The following is a 17,244-nucleotide window of genomic DNA, read 5'->3' on the forward strand; positions in this document are numbered from 1 at the left end:
ACGGCGCCGGTTCCGCCCTGCAATGCAGAGGCAGCACCGGCGCCGTTCCCGTGATGCGCGTGCGTTGGGATCGCTAGGCTAGGCCAGCGTCGCGGTATCGATCACGAAGCGGTATCGGACGTCGGACGCCAGCACGCGCTCGTAGGCCTCGTTGATCTGCGTGGCATCGATGACCTCGATTTCTGCGCCAATTCCATGTTCGGCACAGAAGTCCAGCATTTCCTGGGTTTCCTCGATGCCGCCGATCTGCGAACCGGCGAAGGAACGGCGTCCGCCGATCAAAGCAAAGGCGTTGACCGGCAATGGTTCAGCCGGCGCGCCAACGTTGACCAAGGTGCCGTTCACGCGCAGCAGTCCGAGGTAGGAGCTGATGTCGATCGAGGCGCTGACGGTGTTGATGATCAGATCGAAGCTCTTGCGCAGATCCTTGAAGGTGTTCTCGTCGCTGGTGGCCCGGTAATCGCTGGCGCCCAGCTTCAGGCCGTCCTCCCTCTTCTTCAGCGATTGCGACAGCACGGTGACCTCAGCGCCCATGGCACTGGCGAGCTTGACTGCCATATGGCCCAAGCCGCCGAGTCCCACCACGGCAACCTTCTTGCCCGGTCCTGCACCCCAGTGCTTCAGCGGGGAGAAGGTGGTGATGCCGGCGCAGAGCAGGGGTGCGGCGACATCCAAGGAGATGCCTTCGGGGATGTTCAAGGCGAAGTTCTCGTCAACCACGACGTGCGTTGCATAGCCGCCCTGGGTCATGCTGCCATCACGGTCGAGCGAACCGTAGGTTCCCACGCTCTGCTCGCAGAACTGCTGGTCGCCCGCCAGGCAGTTTTCGCATTCCATGCAGGAATTGACTAGGCAGCCCACGCCAACGCGATCGCCCAGCTTGTGCTTGGTGATTGCTGAGCCGACTTCGGTGACGATGCCAGCTATTTCGTGGCCCGGGACCAGCGGATAGTTCTGGTTTCCCCATTCACCGCGGACCGTGTGGATATCGGAGTGGCAGATGCCGGAGAACTTGATATCAATCAAGACGTCGTGCGGACCTACAGCACGGCGCTCAATCTGTGTCGGGATGAGTCCTTCAGCCGCAGAGTGCGCTGCGTATGCGTTGACCATAGTTGCCATCAGGGTATTTCCTTTGTCTTGCGGGTTGCGACTGGCAATGTTCTGGGCTGCGGCGATCGCCGCAGTCCATCAGGGCGTGGCCCATGGAGAACAACAATCGGCAGGCTATGAATAATCCCGTTCTGAGTAAATTTCCCACGCCGTTCCGCTGCCTCCATAGGAATAATGCTGATCAGTTACTGCCAAACTGGTGTTCAACCCTGCACAAGCTCTTCATCCAGCGCTTCCATAGTGTCGGAGGTCGCCTTTAGAGTCGGTGCCATGGTGAGAAATTCAAGCGATTTGGCAATCCAGGAAGTTCAATCCCTAACGCAGCTGCGAAAGAGCCTGGCAGACAGTGTTTTGAGAATGCCTCCGGCGCATTTTCGAGGTGAAATCGTGGGACGAGTCAGAAAAATGGGATCGAAGAGATGGGCGACGCTGTTTGACGGCGACTGTGCAGTGGAAGTCGAATTCCCTGCGGCCATGTGCCCATCATGGCTGGGAGATGGCCACCAACTGACGGTGACAGCGAGGCCAAATATCGACTCCTGGCGACGAAATCCAGTGTGGGTTGCCGTTGGGAACTATGAGAATCACGGTCAACTCGCAGTTCAAGCAACGAGAGACAAAGGCCCTTGGGCGCTGCTCAGGCAAGAAACATCCCGGGAATTCGGCCTCCCGCTAGAGTCAAGCCAGAACTTGGAGACTATAGAGCCGGGCGGGAAGATCTCCAAGGTGCTAGTGCTGTGTGGCCGGGACAACCAAGTGCTCCTGGACTTTGTTCGTGGACTGCACCCGAAAGGAGTGAAGAAACGGGTTGCTGTCGAAGTTGCCGAGCTCAGGGTCCAAGGGCCCAGTGCCGTGCGCGAAATCTCGCGTAAGCTTTCGAGCCTCAAACCGGGCCAGGCCGATGCCGTAATCATATTGCGCGGCGGGGGGTCGTATGCGGACTTCGTCGCCTTCGACGACCGCGAACTGATCCAAGCTATTCGCCAATGCGCGCTTCCGGTCATCACCGCACTTGGACACAGTGAGCATGTGCCCTTGGCTGCGCGTGCGGCAACGGCCAGCTTCGATGTGTCGCAAACGGCCGGGATCGCGATCAGAACGGAAAACAACCGGCGCTGGTTCGCCGGCCAGCCGACCTCCAAACAGCTCAAGACGAAGATAGAACAGCTGGCCCGGGAACTGTCGGTACAGGGTTCCCGGACTTCGTCGCTGGAGCAGGCGAACGCACGGCTCAGGCAGGAACTTGCCGACACCCGGAATCACGCCGTCCAACTACGCGAACGGGGTGATGACCTGCAGCAGCACGCCAGCTTGCAAAACCGGGAAATGCATTCGGATCTGCTGGAGTTGGCCCTGCAGAAAATCCGCCTCAATTCGCTTTCCCGCGGACTGTGGTGGAGCCTATGGACGGCGCTCACGGCACTGGCAGCCCATGTCGATACGGGCCTCGGCACTGGCCAAACGGTAGCGCTTTCCATGTTGCCTGCCCTTTGGGCGATCTGGACGTTCACCGGAGGCTATCGGGCTCAAAGGATCATTGACTCATCCGATTGGCGAGGAGCCGTGATGGACGTAGATCTATGCTGGCTGCGCCCGCGGATCGCAGGCGCAACGGTGCCGCGTGATCTCTGCTGGTTGCTCAGGCATCGCAACGCATCGCTGCAACAGTGAATGGCGAACCCACAAGTTGCTGGCATGCGCCCATCGCTCAAGAACTGCGTCTTTTGCCAATTCCCGGTAGGCTAGTACATGGGTCTGCATGTTCTGTGCGGGCCCCGAATGAAAATAACTCCCAGGACTGACTGACCGTTGGTCCCGACCGCCAGTTTCCCGGTCCTCGGTAGTGACTTTCGCTAGGGCAAATAGCTGCCCCAGCGCGGGTCTCGATCGAAGACCAGATCTGGGTAGGGCTATACGGTTCGCTCATCCACCATATGGGAGCGATCGAAAGGAGCACCCCCTTAATGGAGGGTCCAGAAATCCAATTCGCCGAAGCGCTGATCGACAACGGCCGCTACGGTACCCGCACCATTCGCTTCGAAACCGGCCGCCTCGCCAAGCAGGCTGCTGGCTCGGCAATGGTCTACATCGACGAAGAGACCGCGTTGCTCTCGGCAACTACCGCCGGCAAGCACCCGCGCGAAGGCTTCGACTTCTTCCCGCTGACCGTGGACGTCGAGGAGCGCATGTACGCTGCCGGCCGCATCCCGGGCAGCTTCTTCCGCCGCGAAGGCCGCCCATCGACCGAAGCCATCCTGGCTTGCCGCCTGATGGACCGCCCGCTGCGCCCAGCCTTCGTCAAGGGCCTGCGCAACGAGGTCCAGGTTGTCGTCACCGTCCTGTCCATCGAGCCGGATGAGCTGTACGACGTTGTGGCAATCAACGCTTCGTCGATGTCCACCCAGCTGTCGGGCCTGCCATTCTCCGGCCCAATCGGTGGCGTTCGCGTTGCACTGGTTGATGACGGAAACGGCGCCCAGTGGGTTGCCTTCCCTAAGCACTCCGAGCTGAAGAACGCCGTCTTCAACATGGTTGTTGCCGGCCGCATCGCCGGCGATGACGTTGCCATCATGATGGTGGAAGCCGAAGCTACCGACAACGCTTGGGAACTGATCAAGGAACGTGGCGCCCAGGCTCCGACCGAGGAGGTTGTGGCCGAAGGCCTCGAGGCTGCCAAGCCATTCATCAAGGTCCTGTGCGAGGCCCAGGCCGACCTGGCAGCCCGCGCTGCTAAGGAAACCGTTGAGTTCCCTGTCTTCCGCGACTACGAAGACGATGCCTTCACCGCTGTCGAGGCTGCCGCTTCGACCCGTCTGGCAGAGATCTACACCATCGCTGACAAGCAGGAGCGCGACAACGCCGCAAGCGACTACAAGGACGAGATCCTGGCATCGCTGGCTGGCGAAGGCAACGCTTTCGAAGGCCGCGAGTCCGAGATCTCCAAGGCCTTCGGTGCGGTGACCAAGCACATCGTGCGCCAGCGCATCCTGACCGACCAGATCCGCATCGACGGCCGCGGCCTGGCTGACATCCGCCAGCTCTCCGCCGAGGTCGAGGTGCTGCCTCGCGTGCACGGTTCGGCCATCTTCGAGCGTGGCGAAACCCAGATCATGGGCGTCACCACCCTGAACATGCTCAAGATGGAACAGCAGATCGACTCGCTGTCCCCAGTGAAGTCCAAGCGCTACATGCACAACTACAACTTCCCGCCATACTCGACCGGCGAAACCGGCCGTGTTGGTTCGCCGAAGCGCCGCGAAATCGGCCATGGTGCACTGGCAGAGCGCGCGCTGGTTCCAGTGCTGCCAAGCCGCGAGGAATTCCCATACGCCATCCGCCAGGTCTCCGAGGCACTGGGCTCCAACGGCTCGACCTCCATGGGCTCGGTCTGCGCCTCGACCCTGTCGCTGCTGAACGCCGGCGTGCCGCTGAAGGCGGCTGTCGCAGGCATCGCCATGGGCCTGGTTTCGGACACCGTTGACGGCGAAACCCGTTACGCTGCCCTGACCGATATCCTCGGCGCCGAAGACGCCATGGGCGACATGGACTTCAAGGTCGCAGGCACCTCCGAGTTCGTGACCGCGATCCAGCTGGATACCAAGCTGGATGGCATTCCGGCTTCGGTGCTGGCCGCCGCGCTGACCCAGGCCCGCGAAGCCCGCCTGCACATCCTGAACGTGCTGAACCAGGCTATCGACGCTCCGGATGAGCTGAACGTCAACGCCCCGCGCATCATTTCGGTGAAGATCCCAGTGGACAAGATCGGCGAGGTCATCGGCCCTAAGGGCAAGATGATCAACCAGATCCAGGAAGACACCGGCGCAGACATCTCAATCGAGGATGACGGCACCGTGCTGATCGGCGCAACCAACGGCGAATCCGCCGAGGCTGCCCGTTCGGCCATCAACGCCATCGCCAACCCCCAGGTTCCTGAGGTCGGCGAGCGCTACCTGGGCACCGTCGTGAAGCTGACCACCTTCGGTGCGTTCGTTTCGCTGACCCCGGGCAAGGACGGCCTGCTGCACATCTCCGAGCTGCGCAAGATCAACGACGGCAAGCGTGTCGAGGACGTCGAAGACGTTGTCGGCGTTGGCCAGAAGCTGCAGGTGGAGATCACCAAGATCGATGACCGTGGCAAGCTGTCGCTGGCTCCAGTCGTTGAGGAAGAAGCTGAAGAAGCAGTAGCTGCTGAGTAGTCTTTAGATTCCTGCAGGAAAACCCCGATTCACTTTGGTGAATCGGGGTTTTCCTTCTCTTCAGACCAGCTCGATTGGCATGGCTGGCAGGTCAGCACCTACGCGGGTGCCGCATCCTCGCTGATGCCGGTGGCGCTCAGCGCCTCGAAGTGCAGGACTTCGACCTCGCGGCGATCTTCCTCCAGCTCCAGTGCGCGCTCGGCCCGGGCGAAGGAATCCTTTGCCTGCGCCTTCAAGGCTGCCGTCCATGGGGCATCGGCGCGCACAATCAGGGCACCGAGTTCCTTCTGGATCCGCATCATGACTTCGATGTCCGAAGCGCCATCGCGCGAGGTCGCCCGGAAGGCATCCTGGAGCAGGTCCTGCGGCTCAAGCGGGCGAAGGTGGACCCGCCCGGCGTCCGGGGAATCCGGAATCCTTGCCTGCATGGCGATGTCCAGTACGCGGTGCGTTGCTTCCAGGACCTCGATGGCGGTTCCCGGATCATTGATTCCGGGGGAGAGGGACTTGCTGGAGATTTCCGACAGCGCGAGCAGCCCGAGCCGCGGGTCCTGTTCGAAAGTCCGGTGGTTGGCGATCACGAAGGCCCGCTGGATCGCTTCCTGGCTCTCTTCCGACACCTTGCCGCTCAGGTGCGCAATGGGGTGCCCGGCAAAGATCCTTGAGCCTGGGCGGCGTTGGACCCAGAGCTGGCAGTTTTCCTGCTCGGCAATGCGCTGCAGAGCTGCCACGTCGACCTTGACCACGAATCCTGGATGGTCGCATTCCAGCGGGATGGCAGTCGTAGGCGGATCAACCCACAGCCGTCCGCCGAGCAGCGGCTGCTCGGCGTAGTCCGACATGGCCTGCGAGGCGGCATCGCCGACCCGGTCGATGATGTCGGCCATGCGGCCGAAAGTGGTGAGGAACGAGATCCAGCGCAGCAAGGTCACCAGCACCACGGCAATGACCAGGATGGTTCCCAACAGCAGCAGCGCTTTTTCCGAGCTGGAATAGACATCCAAGGACAACGCGATGATCCCGACGATGGAGAATGCGAAAGCCCCCACGAAGGTAGACAGGGCAGTATGGGAGGTCCGGTCGGCAATCAGCAGCTGGATGGAGCGGGGAGTACCGATTTGCGTGGCAGTGGAGTATGCCGAGACCATCGTGGTCAGGGAAAACGTCGTGACAGCCAGCATCGACGTGGCCAGGATCTGCAATAGCGTCGCGGCGGCATCGTTGCCGAGCGCTTCCAGCAGGTTCGCCGGAATGAGATTGCCCAGTGCTGGTGCGGCGATGGCCAGAAGGATTCCAGCTACGGTGAATACTGTGGCCCGGAACCAGATTCCGCGCAGCGACTGCTTTGCATAGCTCAGTGCTCTTACCATGAATCCTCCTTGTGCCCCCTGTTCGCAGCATGAAGGCATTACTTTCCTAGTCGGCCGCTCAAAGCGGTGACGGCTGAGCTAGACATTTTCTTGAGGTGAGTTTACGCCAGGAATTCCCGGGCTCCGAGAACCCGGGCCGACCTGCTCATGCACGGAGCGGCAGAATTCCGCGAGGCGACCCTGTTAAGCAGGACACCCGGCTGGAAACCAGCCGAGTGTCCAGTGCAGGTTGAATCTGGCTCTGGGGCCAGTGCCTGAATTTCAGCTCAGATGCTTGTCGAAGAACTCGCGCAGCTGGACGCTCTTCTGCTTGGCGATGTCATCCCATTCGTCGATCGACGCCGAGTCGTCCGCGTAATCGGATGGGATCTTGAAGATCTGCAGCGGGACATTGAAGCGCTGGCAGATGCTGGCGTAGGCGTAGCCTTCCATGTCGACGAGCGAGGCGCCCAAAGACTTGATGTGGATGCGCTGTTCGTCATTGGAAACAAAAACGTCACCTGTAGCCATGGTGGCCTGGAAATCAGTAAGCAGAATTTCACCCGCGGGATCCACATCCGCCGAAGGCAGCGGGAAATCGTGCTGGATCAGCTTGGTGACCTGGTAAATGGTGTCCAGGCTCGGGCGATCTTCACCGGCATGACCTACAACGCCGGCGGTGCCCAGTACTACGACGTTCTTGATGTTGCCCTCAGCGAGCACTCCAGCCAAGGCTACCGATGCGTTGATCTTGCCAACACCGGAAACGAGGTGCTCGACATCTGCAAAGGCTACGGCTTCGTCTGCGTGCGCAAAGACGAGCAAGGACTTCTGGTCCGACATGAACTTCCCCTCTAAAGAAATCGGCTCGGGGAGTGCTGCCCCGAACGTCCTAAGAAGTCTATCGGTTACCTCCTTCACTGAGGTCTCGATTCGCCAGACGGTGAGCAGATAGACTTTGCATATGAGTGATATTGAACTTGCTGAAGTTGAAAGCTTTGCACTGGACCACACCAAGGTGAAGGCGCCGTATGTGCGCAAAATCGGGGTGGAACACGGTCCCAAGGGCGATGCCATCACCAACTACGACATCCGTCTAGTCCAGCCAAACCACGGCGAGATTCCAACGGCTGGCCTGCACACCATCGAGCACACCATGGCTGGTTTGCTGCGTACCCGCATTGATGGCCTGATCGATTTCTCCCCATTTGGCTGCCGCACCGGCTTCCATATGATCCTGTGGGGCGAACCAACCCCGGCGGTTGTCGCCGCTGCTATCAAGAGCTCGCTGGAAGACATTGCCGAGAAGGTTACCTGGGAGGATGTTCCGGGAACCGAAGCCGTGAGCTGCGGCAATTACCGTGACCATTCACTGCACTCGGCTCGCGAATGGGCGAAGGTCGTCTTGGAACAAGGCATCAGCCTTGACGCGTTCGATCGTTCCAAGATTGCCTAAGCAGTAGCTTGTGAACTGGAAATCCCGTGTGTTCTGTTGGGGACGCGCGGGATTTTTTCTTGCTTGGCTGTTTCCTGGCCTGGCAGAAAGGCAGACGCCAAGCCGTAAATAAGCTGCAGAACCACTGCGAGCAGGCGCTAGCATGAAGACCATGCGCAGAGTTCTTTCCTTGGCATCAGTACTGGGCGCCATGTCGTTGGCTGTTAGTGGATGCATGAATTTCGATGCGGCAAGGACATCTAGCATCGGTGAGGAATGCCAATCGGCAATCCAGCGGCAGAACCAAGCCTGGTCCGATCCCGGAACAGCTGAAGAGCTGATCGGCGAAGCCGAGAAAAAGTCGCTTAGTGCTTGCAAGGACCTCGATGAGTGGAGCACTGCTGTCTCCTATAATCCCGGATCGATGGGATATCCGGAATTGAGTACAGAAGATGCCGCGAACACCGTTTACCTTGCCTGTGCCTCCAGCGACCCAGCGCGGCGGACCCCAGTGTGCGCTGATGCCGCGAAACGCGGATATCTCGATGCGACATGACCTGCAAATCTGCATGACGGTATTTCGATAGCAGCGGTTCGATCTCGTAATCTCCCAGAATGTGATGGCTCCATCACCAATGAGCTATTGCCTTCAAATGGCGTTTCTATGGGAGAATGAAAGACAGTGTACTTAGCTTGAAATCGCTATTCTCGACGAATTAAGGACGTATATTCGTGGCCATGATTCCATTGCCGTTGCATTCGGTGGAGACCACGCAGTTTTCTCCGATTGACCCGGCGGACCCGACGTTGGTCCACCGCGGCGAAGGCGGCTCTGAAGTCCGGCGCAGCATCCTGCCTGGTGGCGTACGAGTCCTGACGGAAGCGATGCCCGGACAGCGGTCCACTACTGTGGGATTCTGGGTTCCGGTCGGTTCCCGCGACGAGGAAGCAGGACACTACGGCTCCACCCACTTCCTGGAGCACTTGCTCTTCAAGGGCACTGCAAAGCGAACTGCCTTGGAAATTGCCCAGTCCTTCGACGCAGTGGGCGGCGAATCGAACGCAGCCACTGCCAAGGAATCGACCTGCTATTACGCCCGGGTGCTTGACACGGATCTGCCGATGGCGCTGGAGGTCATCGCTGACATGGTCACCTCAGCGGTGATCGATCCGCAGGAACTGGAGCAGGAACGCGGGGTGATCATCGAAGAACTTGCCATGGATGCAGATGACGCGATGGACGTCGCCCACGAGCGCTTCGTTGCCAACGTCCTGGGCGATCACCCGCTGGGACGGCCTATTGGCGGAACTCCAGAAGAGATCATGGAGATCTCCCGCGAGGCAGTCATGGAGCACTACCGTGCGCACTACCGCCCAAGCGAGCTGATTGTTACTGCCGCAGGTTCCCTGGAGCACGACAAGCTGTGCGAGCTGGTTCTCAAGGCGCTGGCTGAAGCTGGCTGGGAACTGGACCCGATGGCCGTACCGGAGCCACGCCGCATGGGCGAGCCAGCGCAGATCACCTCGAAGGCCGGGCTGGAAGTCATCAACCGCCCAGGCGAGCAAGCCAATATCATCATGGGCTGCTCGGGCATCACCGGCCACGACGACCGGCGCCAGGTGCTCGCGGTGCTGAACGCTGTGCTCGGCGGCGGCATGAGCTCGCGCTTGTTCCAGGAAATCCGAGAGAAGCGCGGACTGGTGTACTCGACCTATTCCTTCTCCGCCGCCTATACGGATGCCGGATACTTCGGCATGTACGCGGGTTGCGCCCCGGCCAAGGCGGCTCAAGTTATCGGGTTGCTCGGCGACGAGTTGGATCGCTTGGCCAAGGACGGCATCAGCGAGTCCGAATTGGCGCAGGCCAAGGGCCAGCTATCCGGCGGAACGGTGCTGGCCTTGGAGGATCCCGGAAGCCGCATGTCCCGTTTGGGCCGGGCAGAAATGATTACCGGCGAATTCCAAGATATCGACGAAGCCCTGTCCCGCGTCAATGCAGTCACTGCCCAGGACGTGCAGCAACTGGCTCAGGAACTGGCGGCCAAGGATCGTGTGATCACCGTGGTAGGACCGTTTGAGAATGAAGCCGCGTTAGGCCTCTAGAATCCGCTGGCAGTGCCCCTTGAATCGAATCTGAGGATCGTGATTCACGGGGCATTGCCGTTTTATTGGTTCAAACCGCGGCTTCTACTAGCGCCGCAAGCTCGGGCGCGTGGGAGAAATTGAAACCATGCGCACCATGGCGCATGACAGTAAGCTTGGCTTGCGGTGTTTTGGCGACCAAGCGAAGACCGAATTCCGGGGGAGATAGCGGATCCCGGGTGCCGCATACGACATCAACCGGGCAGTGCACCGTGCGGAGCAAATCGATGGTGGAGTAATCCAGCATCTGGGCGCAGCTCTTGGCCCACCATGGGATGCCGCAACGCAGGTAGTCGACAAGCGCGATCGCCTTCACCGAGTTCAACTCGTGCGGAAAATCCTCGAAGAGCCGGCGTGCCTGCCTGAAGAGCGTCGCCTCGCGGTCGTTGACCGCGGGAGCTGCAATGATCAGGTGCTTGACCAGGTCCGGCCACGCGCGAGCCAGCTCAATGGAAACCTGCGCACCCATGGAATGCCCGAGGACAATTGCGTTCTCCACCTTCAGCTCGCGCAACGCCAGTGCCACTTCGTGTGCAAAACGCGGTACGGTCACCGGGCGACCATCATCGAGATTCTTGCCATGGCCGGGCAGCTCGGGAACGATCACCCGATGCGTCTGCGACAAGATGTTTGCCAGCGGAGTGAAATAGCGGCTGGAAGCTCCGAGCCCATGCAGGAGCACCACGTCAGGCCCCTGGCCCGCGACGCGAACCGAGAGCCTGGTTTTCAAGGATTCGGGCAAATGCCCAAAGTACTCGTGGCGCACGCCAGCCTTTCATCGTGCGAAAAGTGCGCACATACAATCAGTAGGGAAAATCGACACGCTCGCCAGAAATGGCGGGACGAGCACCAAGGGAGCTAGCCGCCCACCCCGGTCGAATGCTGATTAATGGCGGAACGGAGATCTTCCGGGAAGAGTTCCTTAACGTCTTTTTCGTAGTCGGAACCGTCACTTGGACGACGCAGTTCTTGCCCGTCGATGCGGAATGGGAAGGCGTCGGCTTGAGCCGCGGCATCCGCGGATTCCTGGCTATCGGGTGCGCAGGTAGCCCAGCCGTAGGTCGTGGAATCCTCGATTCGGAAAACTTCTACCTGGCATGTCGGTGAATCGATAACTGTTCCCTGCTCTTGGACGATATCGATGATTGATGCTCGTTCGCCATCCGACAGGGTGATCGGTTCGCTGCCAGAACCGCAGGAAGTGCATGCAACGGTCGCGGCGAGGATTGCACCGATGCCGAAACCGATACGCTTAATTTTCTGACCCATGGCCCTGCTCACTATTTGGGAACTCCTGACACATATTTTTCCCCTATTTGCTGGGCAAAACAAGTTGGACTGGCCGTAGGGTGCCTCCGCAATAATTTGCCGACTGCTCCCTGCTGAGAAGTCGTTGCAAAACTCGAGAGAGATCACGTCATCGTTGGCAGGACTGGTGCGTTCAGGAGGATAGGCTTAAGCCCATGAGTGCACAGATCAAGGTGGCCGTGCTCGGCGCGGCAGGACGAATGGGCTCGGAAGCGGTCAAGGCCGTGACTGAGGCTGCAGACATGGAACTGGTTGCAAGCTTGGGGCGAGGCGACGACCTGTCGCAGATCCTCCAAGCCGGAGCAACCCACATCGTTGACCTTTCCGTGCCAGCCTCCACCGAAGACAATGTGCGTTTCGCCGTTGAGCATGGACTGCATGCGGTCGTCGGCACCACCGGCTGGGATGATGCCCGCCGGGCAAATCTGGAAGCGTTGCTCAGCGAGCATCCCGAAGCCGGTGTGCTGATTGCGCCCAACTTCGCCCTCGGCTCCGTGTTGGCCAGCGCGTTCGCTGCCACGGCAGCGAAGTACTTCGAATCCGTCGAAATCATCGAACTGCATCACCCCAATAAGGTGGACGCTCCCAGCGGCACCGCGGTGCGTACCGCTGAACTGATCGCCAAGTCGCGTGAAGCCGCTGGGGTACCAGCCAGCCCTGATGCTACCGAGACCCAGCTCGACGGTGCCCGCGGTGCAGTTGTCGATGGAATCAACGTCCATTCGGTCCGCTTGCGTGGCTTGGTAGCCCACCAGGAAGTGCTCTTTGGCGGACCCGGCGAGCAGTTCACGTTGCGCCATGATTCCTTTGACCGTGCCTCGTTCATGCCGGGCGTCCTTCTGGGCCTGCGCACTGTTGGCTCCCGTCCGGGGTTGACCTATGGGCTCGACGGCTATCTGGAGCTGGGCCAGTGAAAACCAAACTCTGGGTAGGCGGCATTCTGCTGCTGTTCGCGCTGTACATTGGCATGACGTTCACCCAGGCCATCCGCCTGCTGAATACCGGGGAACTGGTCGCCCAGATCATGGGCATTGCGATCTTGGTGATTCCTGCCTTGTGCGTCTGGATACTGATTCGCGAAGTGCTCTTCGGTTTGCGCACCGAGAAGATGGGCAAGGCCCTGGCCGCTTCCGGTGAGCTGCCAGAAGATCTTCCCCGCATGCCATCGGGACGCTTCATCCGTTCGGCGGCCGACGCAGATTTCCCCATCCATCAGCGGGACGTGGAAGAGAACCCGGAATCATGGAAATCCTGGTACCGTCTGGCGCTGGCATACGAAGCCTGTGGCGATAAGCCGCGGGCCCGCAAATCCATGCGTACGGCGATCACCTTTTGGCAAGCAGATCAGAAGGTCAGCCAGTAGAAATCACGAATACCAGCATAGTGCCGATGGCCCGGGCTCGTACGAGCCCGGGCCATCGTTCTAGAACTTCATCTTCGTTTCGGGATCGGTGTCAGCTCCGCTGAGTACCCTGACGCCATATTCCAGCGGGCCGGATGCCCGGCTGAAGCCGAGCCAAATTCCGCAGACGGCAGTGGCTGAACAGAGAATCCACCAGATGGCCGTCGGATCCATGTTCTCTTTCATCGCAGGCAGCAAGATGATGTGTCCGGCATACAGGGTCAGCGGTGCGCGGCCGGCGCCTGCCAGAATCCGGCCCAGCACGCCAAGTCGGCCAATAATCAGCGACAGCAGGCCGATGATTGCGGCGGCGCAGGCGGCGTTGTGCAGCGTGGACAGCAAGGAATTGCTGTGGCCGGTTGGCAACCAGAGGTAGGCGGGATTATCCAGGAACGGATCGAGATTGGTGCCCGGCAGGCGCCCGGTGGTGATCATTGTTGGAACGAGGGATAAGTCCAGACCCAGTTCTTGGGCTATGACCCCGGCATTCTTCATGCTCACCAGATGTCCCGCTGCGTAGGTCGCTGCTGCGATAAATGTCCCGCCCGCAGCAAGCAGGCCAGCAGTTCTCGTACTGCGAAGATTGCATCGTCCGATGGCTATTCCCAGCAAGCCGAATCCGAACCAGATCATCAAAGGGTAGTATCCGGTGACGGCCAGATCCTTGAGGAGTAATTGCGGGGTGAGAAGGTCTCCGAAGCTTGGATTATGGCCTAGAGAGTTCGCCATCCAGCTGCTGGCCAAGGGCCGCCACAGAACCGGCATCAGCAGCAGCCACAGGACTGAGACTACCCAAATAGTTATTCTTGTGAGCTTCAGAACCAGCGGAAGCAACAGAAATAGTAGTCCATAGTGGACAAGAATGACTGCGATGGCTTCATTTATTGACCCAATGGCCATTCCGAGCACGGCAATAATTAATGCTCTCAGCACAAGGACTGAGTAAACCTTAGGGTGGGAAAAGCCCTTCCGCGCCATGGATTTCGAGAGCAAACCCAGGGATAATCCGGCCAGCACCATGAACAGGACCGATGCCCTGCCGGAGGCGACAGCCCCGGTAAACGTTGGGGAGTAGGCGGGTGCGCCGCTGATTTCATACAGTGCGAAGACGTGCGCGGCGAACATGCCGAGGATGGCGGCAAGCCGCGCCGCATCCACGCCTAGGAGGCGCTGGGAACTACCCGAATCGTTCATGGAATCATCGCACCACGAATAGTTCCAGGGATGCCAATGCAACATGCGCGAGTGTAGATTTAATCCCATGGCTACAAGTGCAATTGATAATCAGGCATACCCGTTCGGAACCGTGCTGACCGCTATGGTCACGCCCTTCGACGAAGCGGGTGAAGTCGATTACGCGTTGGCCGCAAAACTGGCAACGAAGCTGGTTGATGATGGCTGCGACGGACTGGTTGTCACCGGCACCACCGGCGAAACCTCGACCTTGACCGATGAAGAGAACATCGAGATGTTCCGTACCGTCGCCAAGGCGGTGGGCGGCCGGGCCGCGGTGCTGGCCGGTTCCACCACCAACGACACCCGCCACTCCATCAAGCTGTCGCTGGCTGCCAAGGAAGCGGGCGTCGACGGTGTGCTGTTGACCACCCCGTACTACAACAAGCCAAGCCAGGCAGGCGTCATCGCCCACGTGAAGGCCATCGCCGAAGCTGTTGAGCTGCCCATCATGCTTTATGACATCCCTGGACGCACCGGCATTGCGCTGGCACCGGAAACCATTATCGAGCTGTCCAAGATTCCTCAGGTCATTGCGCTGAAGGATGCCAAAGCGGATTACCAGTCCACCACCACCGTGCTGGCCAACACCGATCTGCACGTGTACTCGGGCGATGACGGCCTGACCCTGCCACTGATGGCGGCCGGTGCGGTCGGCGTGGTTTCGGTCACCGCTCACGTTGCGGCCGCCAAGTACCGTACGCTAGTTAATGCAATGCATGCAGGAGATCTGGCAACTGCACGCACCACACACTTTGAGCTGGACGCGATCCAGCGCGGCATCATGGGCCACATTCAGGGCGCCGTTGCCGCAAAATATGGACTTCACTGGCAGGGTGTCCTGCCGAACACCGTCGTCCGGCTGCCGCTGTTGGCACCGTCGGACGCAGAGCTAGATGCCATCCGCGCGGACCTACGTGAAGGTGGATGGGATCTGTAACGAAAGGGACTAACCACATATGACTGAGAGTTCAGTAGGCAAGGCTGACGCTGCGCGTATGCAGACTCCGGCGAAGCTGAAGAAGGGGACAATGCGCATTGTTCCCCTCGGCGGCTTGGGCGAGGTCGGCCGAAACATGACCGTATTCGAACTCAACGGGAAACTGTTGATCGTCGACTGCGGCGTGCTCTTCCCCGAAGAGCACCAGCCTGGCGTGGATCTGATCCTGCCGGACTTCTCCTACATCAAGGACCGCCTGGACGACGTGGTGGGCCTCGTGCTGACCCACGGCCACGAGGACCATATCGGTGCTGTTCCTTACCTGCTGCGCCTGCGCGAAGACATCCCTTTGTACGGGTCCAAGCTGACCCTGGCCTTCGTTGAAGCAAAGCTGGCAGAACACCGCATCAAGGCCAACACCAACATCGTGGTGGAGGGCGAGATCGCGCAGGTTGGCAACTTCGAATGCGAATTCGTTGCCGTGAACCACTCGATCCCCGACGCCCTGGCAGTATTCCTGCGCACCGAGGCCGGCACCGTGCTGCACACCGGCGACTTCAAGATGGACCAGCTGCCGCTGGACGGCCGCATCACCGATCTGCGCCACTTCGCGCGTCTGGGCGAGGAAGGCGTGGACCTGTTCCTGCCGGACTCCACCAACGCCGAAGTCCCGGGCTTCACCGTGGCCGAACGCGAGATCGGCCCGGTCCTCGAAGCCAAGTTCGCGCGCGCCCGCCGCCGCATCATTGTCGCGTCCTTCTCCTCGCACGTGCACCGTGTGCAGCAGGTGCTGGATGCGGCCGCGATGCACGGGCGCAAGGTTGCCTTCATTGGCCGCTCGATGGTGCGCAACATGGGCATCGCCGAACGCCTGGGCTACCTCGACGTGCCGCAGGGCGTGCTGGTCGACCTGAAGCAGATCGACTCGCTGCCGGACCACAAGGTCGTGCTGATGTCCACCGGTTCGCAGGGCGAGCCGATGGCCGCCCTGTCCAGGATGGCCAACGGCGAGCACAAGGTCCAGGTCAACCCGGGCGACACCGTCATCCTGGCCTCCAGCTTGATCCCGGGCAACGAGAACTCGGTCTTCCGCGTGATCAACGGCCTGATGCGCCTGGGCGCGGAGGTCATCCACAAGGGCATGGCCAAGGTCCACGTTTCCGGCCACGCATCGGCTGGCGAATTGCTGTACTGCTACAACATCCTGCGCCCGAAGAACGTGCTCCCGGTGCACGGCGAAACCCGCCACCTGATTGCCAACGGCCGGCTGGCCGCGCAGGCCGGTGTCCCGGAGGACAACGTGCTGCTGGCAGACGACGGTTCGGTCATCGACATGAAGGACGGCGTTGCGAAGCTCGTCGGCCAGGTCGAATGCGGATACGTCTACGTTGACGGCTCCAAGGTCGGCACCATCACCGACGATGACTTGAAGGACCGCGTCACCCTGGGCGAGGAAGGCTTCATCTCGGTCATCACCGTGATCAACCGCCAGAACGGCACGATCATCTCCGGCCCGGATATTCACGCACGCGGTGTGGCGGAAGAGGACTCGGTCTTCAACGAGATCAAGCCGAAGATTGCAGCCGCGATTGTGGAAGCAGTGGGCAACAACCCGAACCACACCACGCACCAGCTGCAGCAGATCACCCGCCGCGTGATCGGCTCGTGGGTATCGCGCAAGCTGCGCCGCCGACCAATGATCGTCCCGGTAGTGCTCGAAGCCTAGACTTCCGGAATTATTGCCTCGAACCAATTATGGTTCGAGGCAATAATTTTTTGGACAGCTCCAACAGTGCCTGTGTAGAAATTCAGTGTCATCCAACGAAACTCAAGAATGCAGGCTTCGGCCAGTCAGGCCGTTCGATTGCCGGAGCAGGACTTTGAGGCACGACGTGCCCCGTTTGCGCGTCCATGACAATGACCGAATCCCACTGGTCCGCATCGATCCGCTCCAGCACCTCCCCGGTGCGAGTGTCCATGATAACGGCGCTGTCCCAATCACCGGTTGGGGTAAAACCTTGCGTGTCAGCGATTGCTGGTGACGAGAGAGCCAAGGCACCAATTGCCAAAGCGGCAGTAGCCATGAATTTCGAGCGTTTGTGCAATGTATTCTCCAAATGCCGTAA

At 60.1% G+C, this 17,244-nt stretch carries 16 protein-coding genes; 9 read left to right on the forward strand and 7 right to left on the reverse strand.

Translation table 11 applies throughout. The features are described 5' to 3' along the window. Positions 1 to 78 precede the first annotated feature (78 nt). Positions 79 to 1,122 (reverse strand): NAD(P)-dependent alcohol dehydrogenase, encoded by a 1,044-nt coding sequence (locus ANI01nite_RS09000; RefSeq protein WP_141357499.1) that lies wholly within the window; start codon positions 1,120 to 1,122, stop codon positions 79 to 81. 465 nt (positions 1,123 to 1,587) lie between these two features. On the opposite strand from ANI01nite_RS09000, the gene ANI01nite_RS09005 reads away from it, so the two are divergent. Together ANI01nite_RS09005 and ANI01nite_RS09010 are read left to right on the forward strand one after the other, a co-directional pair. Beyond that, the gene (locus ANI01nite_RS09005) at positions 1,588 to 2,784 is read left to right on the forward strand and encodes an exodeoxyribonuclease VII large subunit (RefSeq protein WP_244213620.1); all 1,197 of its coding nucleotides are present in this window, start codon (positions 1,588 to 1,590) and stop codon (positions 2,782 to 2,784) included. 293 nt (positions 2,785 to 3,077) lie between these two features. After that, positions 3,078 to 5,309: a polyribonucleotide nucleotidyltransferase gene (locus ANI01nite_RS09010; RefSeq protein WP_038989628.1), complete on the forward strand. Its 2,232-nt coding sequence runs from the start codon at positions 3,078 to 3,080 to the stop codon at positions 5,307 to 5,309. 98 nt (positions 5,310 to 5,407) lie between these two features. On the opposite strand, the gene ANI01nite_RS09015 is transcribed toward ANI01nite_RS09010, so the two are convergent. Together ANI01nite_RS09015 and ANI01nite_RS09020 are read right to left on the reverse strand one after the other, a co-directional pair. Further along, positions 5,408 to 6,679 carry a DUF2254 domain-containing protein gene (locus tag ANI01nite_RS09015; RefSeq protein WP_170214614.1) on the reverse strand — a complete coding sequence of 424 codons (1,272 nt, stop codon included), beginning with the start codon at positions 6,677 to 6,679 and terminating at the stop codon, positions 5,408 to 5,410. Between the two features lie 261 nt (positions 6,680 to 6,940). Further along, positions 6,941 to 7,501 (reverse strand): phosphorylase family protein, encoded by a 561-nt coding sequence (locus tag ANI01nite_RS09020; protein WP_141357505.1) that lies wholly within the window; start codon positions 7,499 to 7,501, stop codon positions 6,941 to 6,943. Between the two features lie 121 nt (positions 7,502 to 7,622). Here ANI01nite_RS09020 and ANI01nite_RS09025 point away from each other — a divergent pair, with 121 nt between their 5' ends. The 3 genes from ANI01nite_RS09025 (at position 7,623) to ANI01nite_RS09035 (ending at position 10,196) form a co-directional block, all read left to right on the forward strand. Continuing rightward, positions 7,623 to 8,114 carry an S-ribosylhomocysteine lyase gene (locus ANI01nite_RS09025; protein ID WP_038989613.1) on the forward strand — a complete coding sequence of 164 codons (492 nt, stop codon included), beginning with the start codon at positions 7,623 to 7,625 and terminating at the stop codon, positions 8,112 to 8,114. Positions 8,115 to 8,256: 142 nt separating this feature from the next. Then, positions 8,257 to 8,649 (forward strand): hypothetical protein, encoded by a 393-nt coding sequence (locus ANI01nite_RS09030; protein ID WP_141357507.1) that lies wholly within the window; start codon positions 8,257 to 8,259, stop codon positions 8,647 to 8,649. Positions 8,650 to 8,825: 176 nt separating this feature from the next. Continuing rightward, positions 8,826 to 10,196 (forward strand): M16 family metallopeptidase, encoded by a 1,371-nt coding sequence (locus ANI01nite_RS09035; protein WP_371858954.1) that lies wholly within the window; start codon positions 8,826 to 8,828, stop codon positions 10,194 to 10,196. Between the two features lie 70 nt (positions 10,197 to 10,266). Here the strand turns inward: ANI01nite_RS09035 and ANI01nite_RS09040 are convergent, their stop codons facing one another. Further along, positions 10,267 to 11,001, reverse strand: a complete 735-nt coding sequence (locus tag ANI01nite_RS09040; protein WP_141357509.1) for an alpha/beta fold hydrolase — start codon at positions 10,999 to 11,001, stop codon at positions 10,267 to 10,269. 92 nt (positions 11,002 to 11,093) lie between these two features. Continuing rightward, positions 11,094 to 11,504 carry a hypothetical protein gene (locus ANI01nite_RS09045; RefSeq protein ID WP_141357511.1) on the reverse strand — a complete coding sequence of 137 codons (411 nt, stop codon included), beginning with the start codon at positions 11,502 to 11,504 and terminating at the stop codon, positions 11,094 to 11,096. A gap of 194 nt (positions 11,505 to 11,698) precedes the next feature. Here ANI01nite_RS09045 and dapB point away from each other — a divergent pair, with 194 nt between their 5' ends. After that, positions 11,699 to 12,457 carry a 4-hydroxy-tetrahydrodipicolinate reductase gene (gene dapB / locus ANI01nite_RS09050; protein ID WP_128469862.1) on the forward strand — a complete coding sequence of 253 codons (759 nt, stop codon included), beginning with the start codon at positions 11,699 to 11,701 and terminating at the stop codon, positions 12,455 to 12,457. Beyond that, positions 12,454 to 12,906 carry a tetratricopeptide repeat protein gene (locus tag ANI01nite_RS09055; RefSeq protein ID WP_141357513.1) on the forward strand — a complete coding sequence of 151 codons (453 nt, stop codon included), beginning with the start codon at positions 12,454 to 12,456 and terminating at the stop codon, positions 12,904 to 12,906. Before dapB ends, ANI01nite_RS09055 begins: the two co-directional genes overlap by 4 nt. A 60-nt stretch (positions 12,907 to 12,966) precedes the next feature. Here the strand turns inward: ANI01nite_RS09055 and ANI01nite_RS09060 are convergent, their stop codons facing one another. Next, complete coding sequence (locus tag ANI01nite_RS09060) at positions 12,967 to 14,103, reverse strand: heparan-alpha-glucosaminide N-acetyltransferase domain-containing protein (protein ID WP_170214615.1); 1,137 nt, start codon at positions 14,101 to 14,103, stop codon at positions 12,967 to 12,969. Between the two features lie 103 nt (positions 14,104 to 14,206). Here ANI01nite_RS09060 and dapA point away from each other — a divergent pair, with 103 nt between their 5' ends. After that, positions 14,207 to 15,118: a 4-hydroxy-tetrahydrodipicolinate synthase gene (gene dapA, locus ANI01nite_RS09065; protein ID WP_141357517.1), complete on the forward strand. Its 912-nt coding sequence runs from the start codon at positions 14,207 to 14,209 to the stop codon at positions 15,116 to 15,118. Positions 15,119 to 15,137: 19 nt separating this feature from the next. Beyond that, a complete protein-coding gene (locus tag ANI01nite_RS09070; protein ID WP_038989607.1) occupies positions 15,138 to 16,844 on the forward strand; it encodes a ribonuclease J in 1,707 nt (568 codons plus the stop codon). A gap of 88 nt (positions 16,845 to 16,932) precedes the next feature. Here ANI01nite_RS09070 and ANI01nite_RS09075 read toward each other — a convergent pair whose 3' ends face one another. Further along, complete coding sequence (locus tag ANI01nite_RS09075; RefSeq protein ID WP_066139183.1) at positions 16,933 to 17,202, reverse strand: hypothetical protein; 270 nt, start codon at positions 17,200 to 17,202, stop codon at positions 16,933 to 16,935. Positions 17,203 to 17,244 lie beyond the last annotated feature (42 nt).

The sequence above is a fragment of the Glutamicibacter nicotianae genome (assembly GCF_006539525.1).
GTDB lineage: Bacteria > Actinomycetota > Actinomycetes > Actinomycetales > Micrococcaceae > Glutamicibacter > Glutamicibacter nicotianae.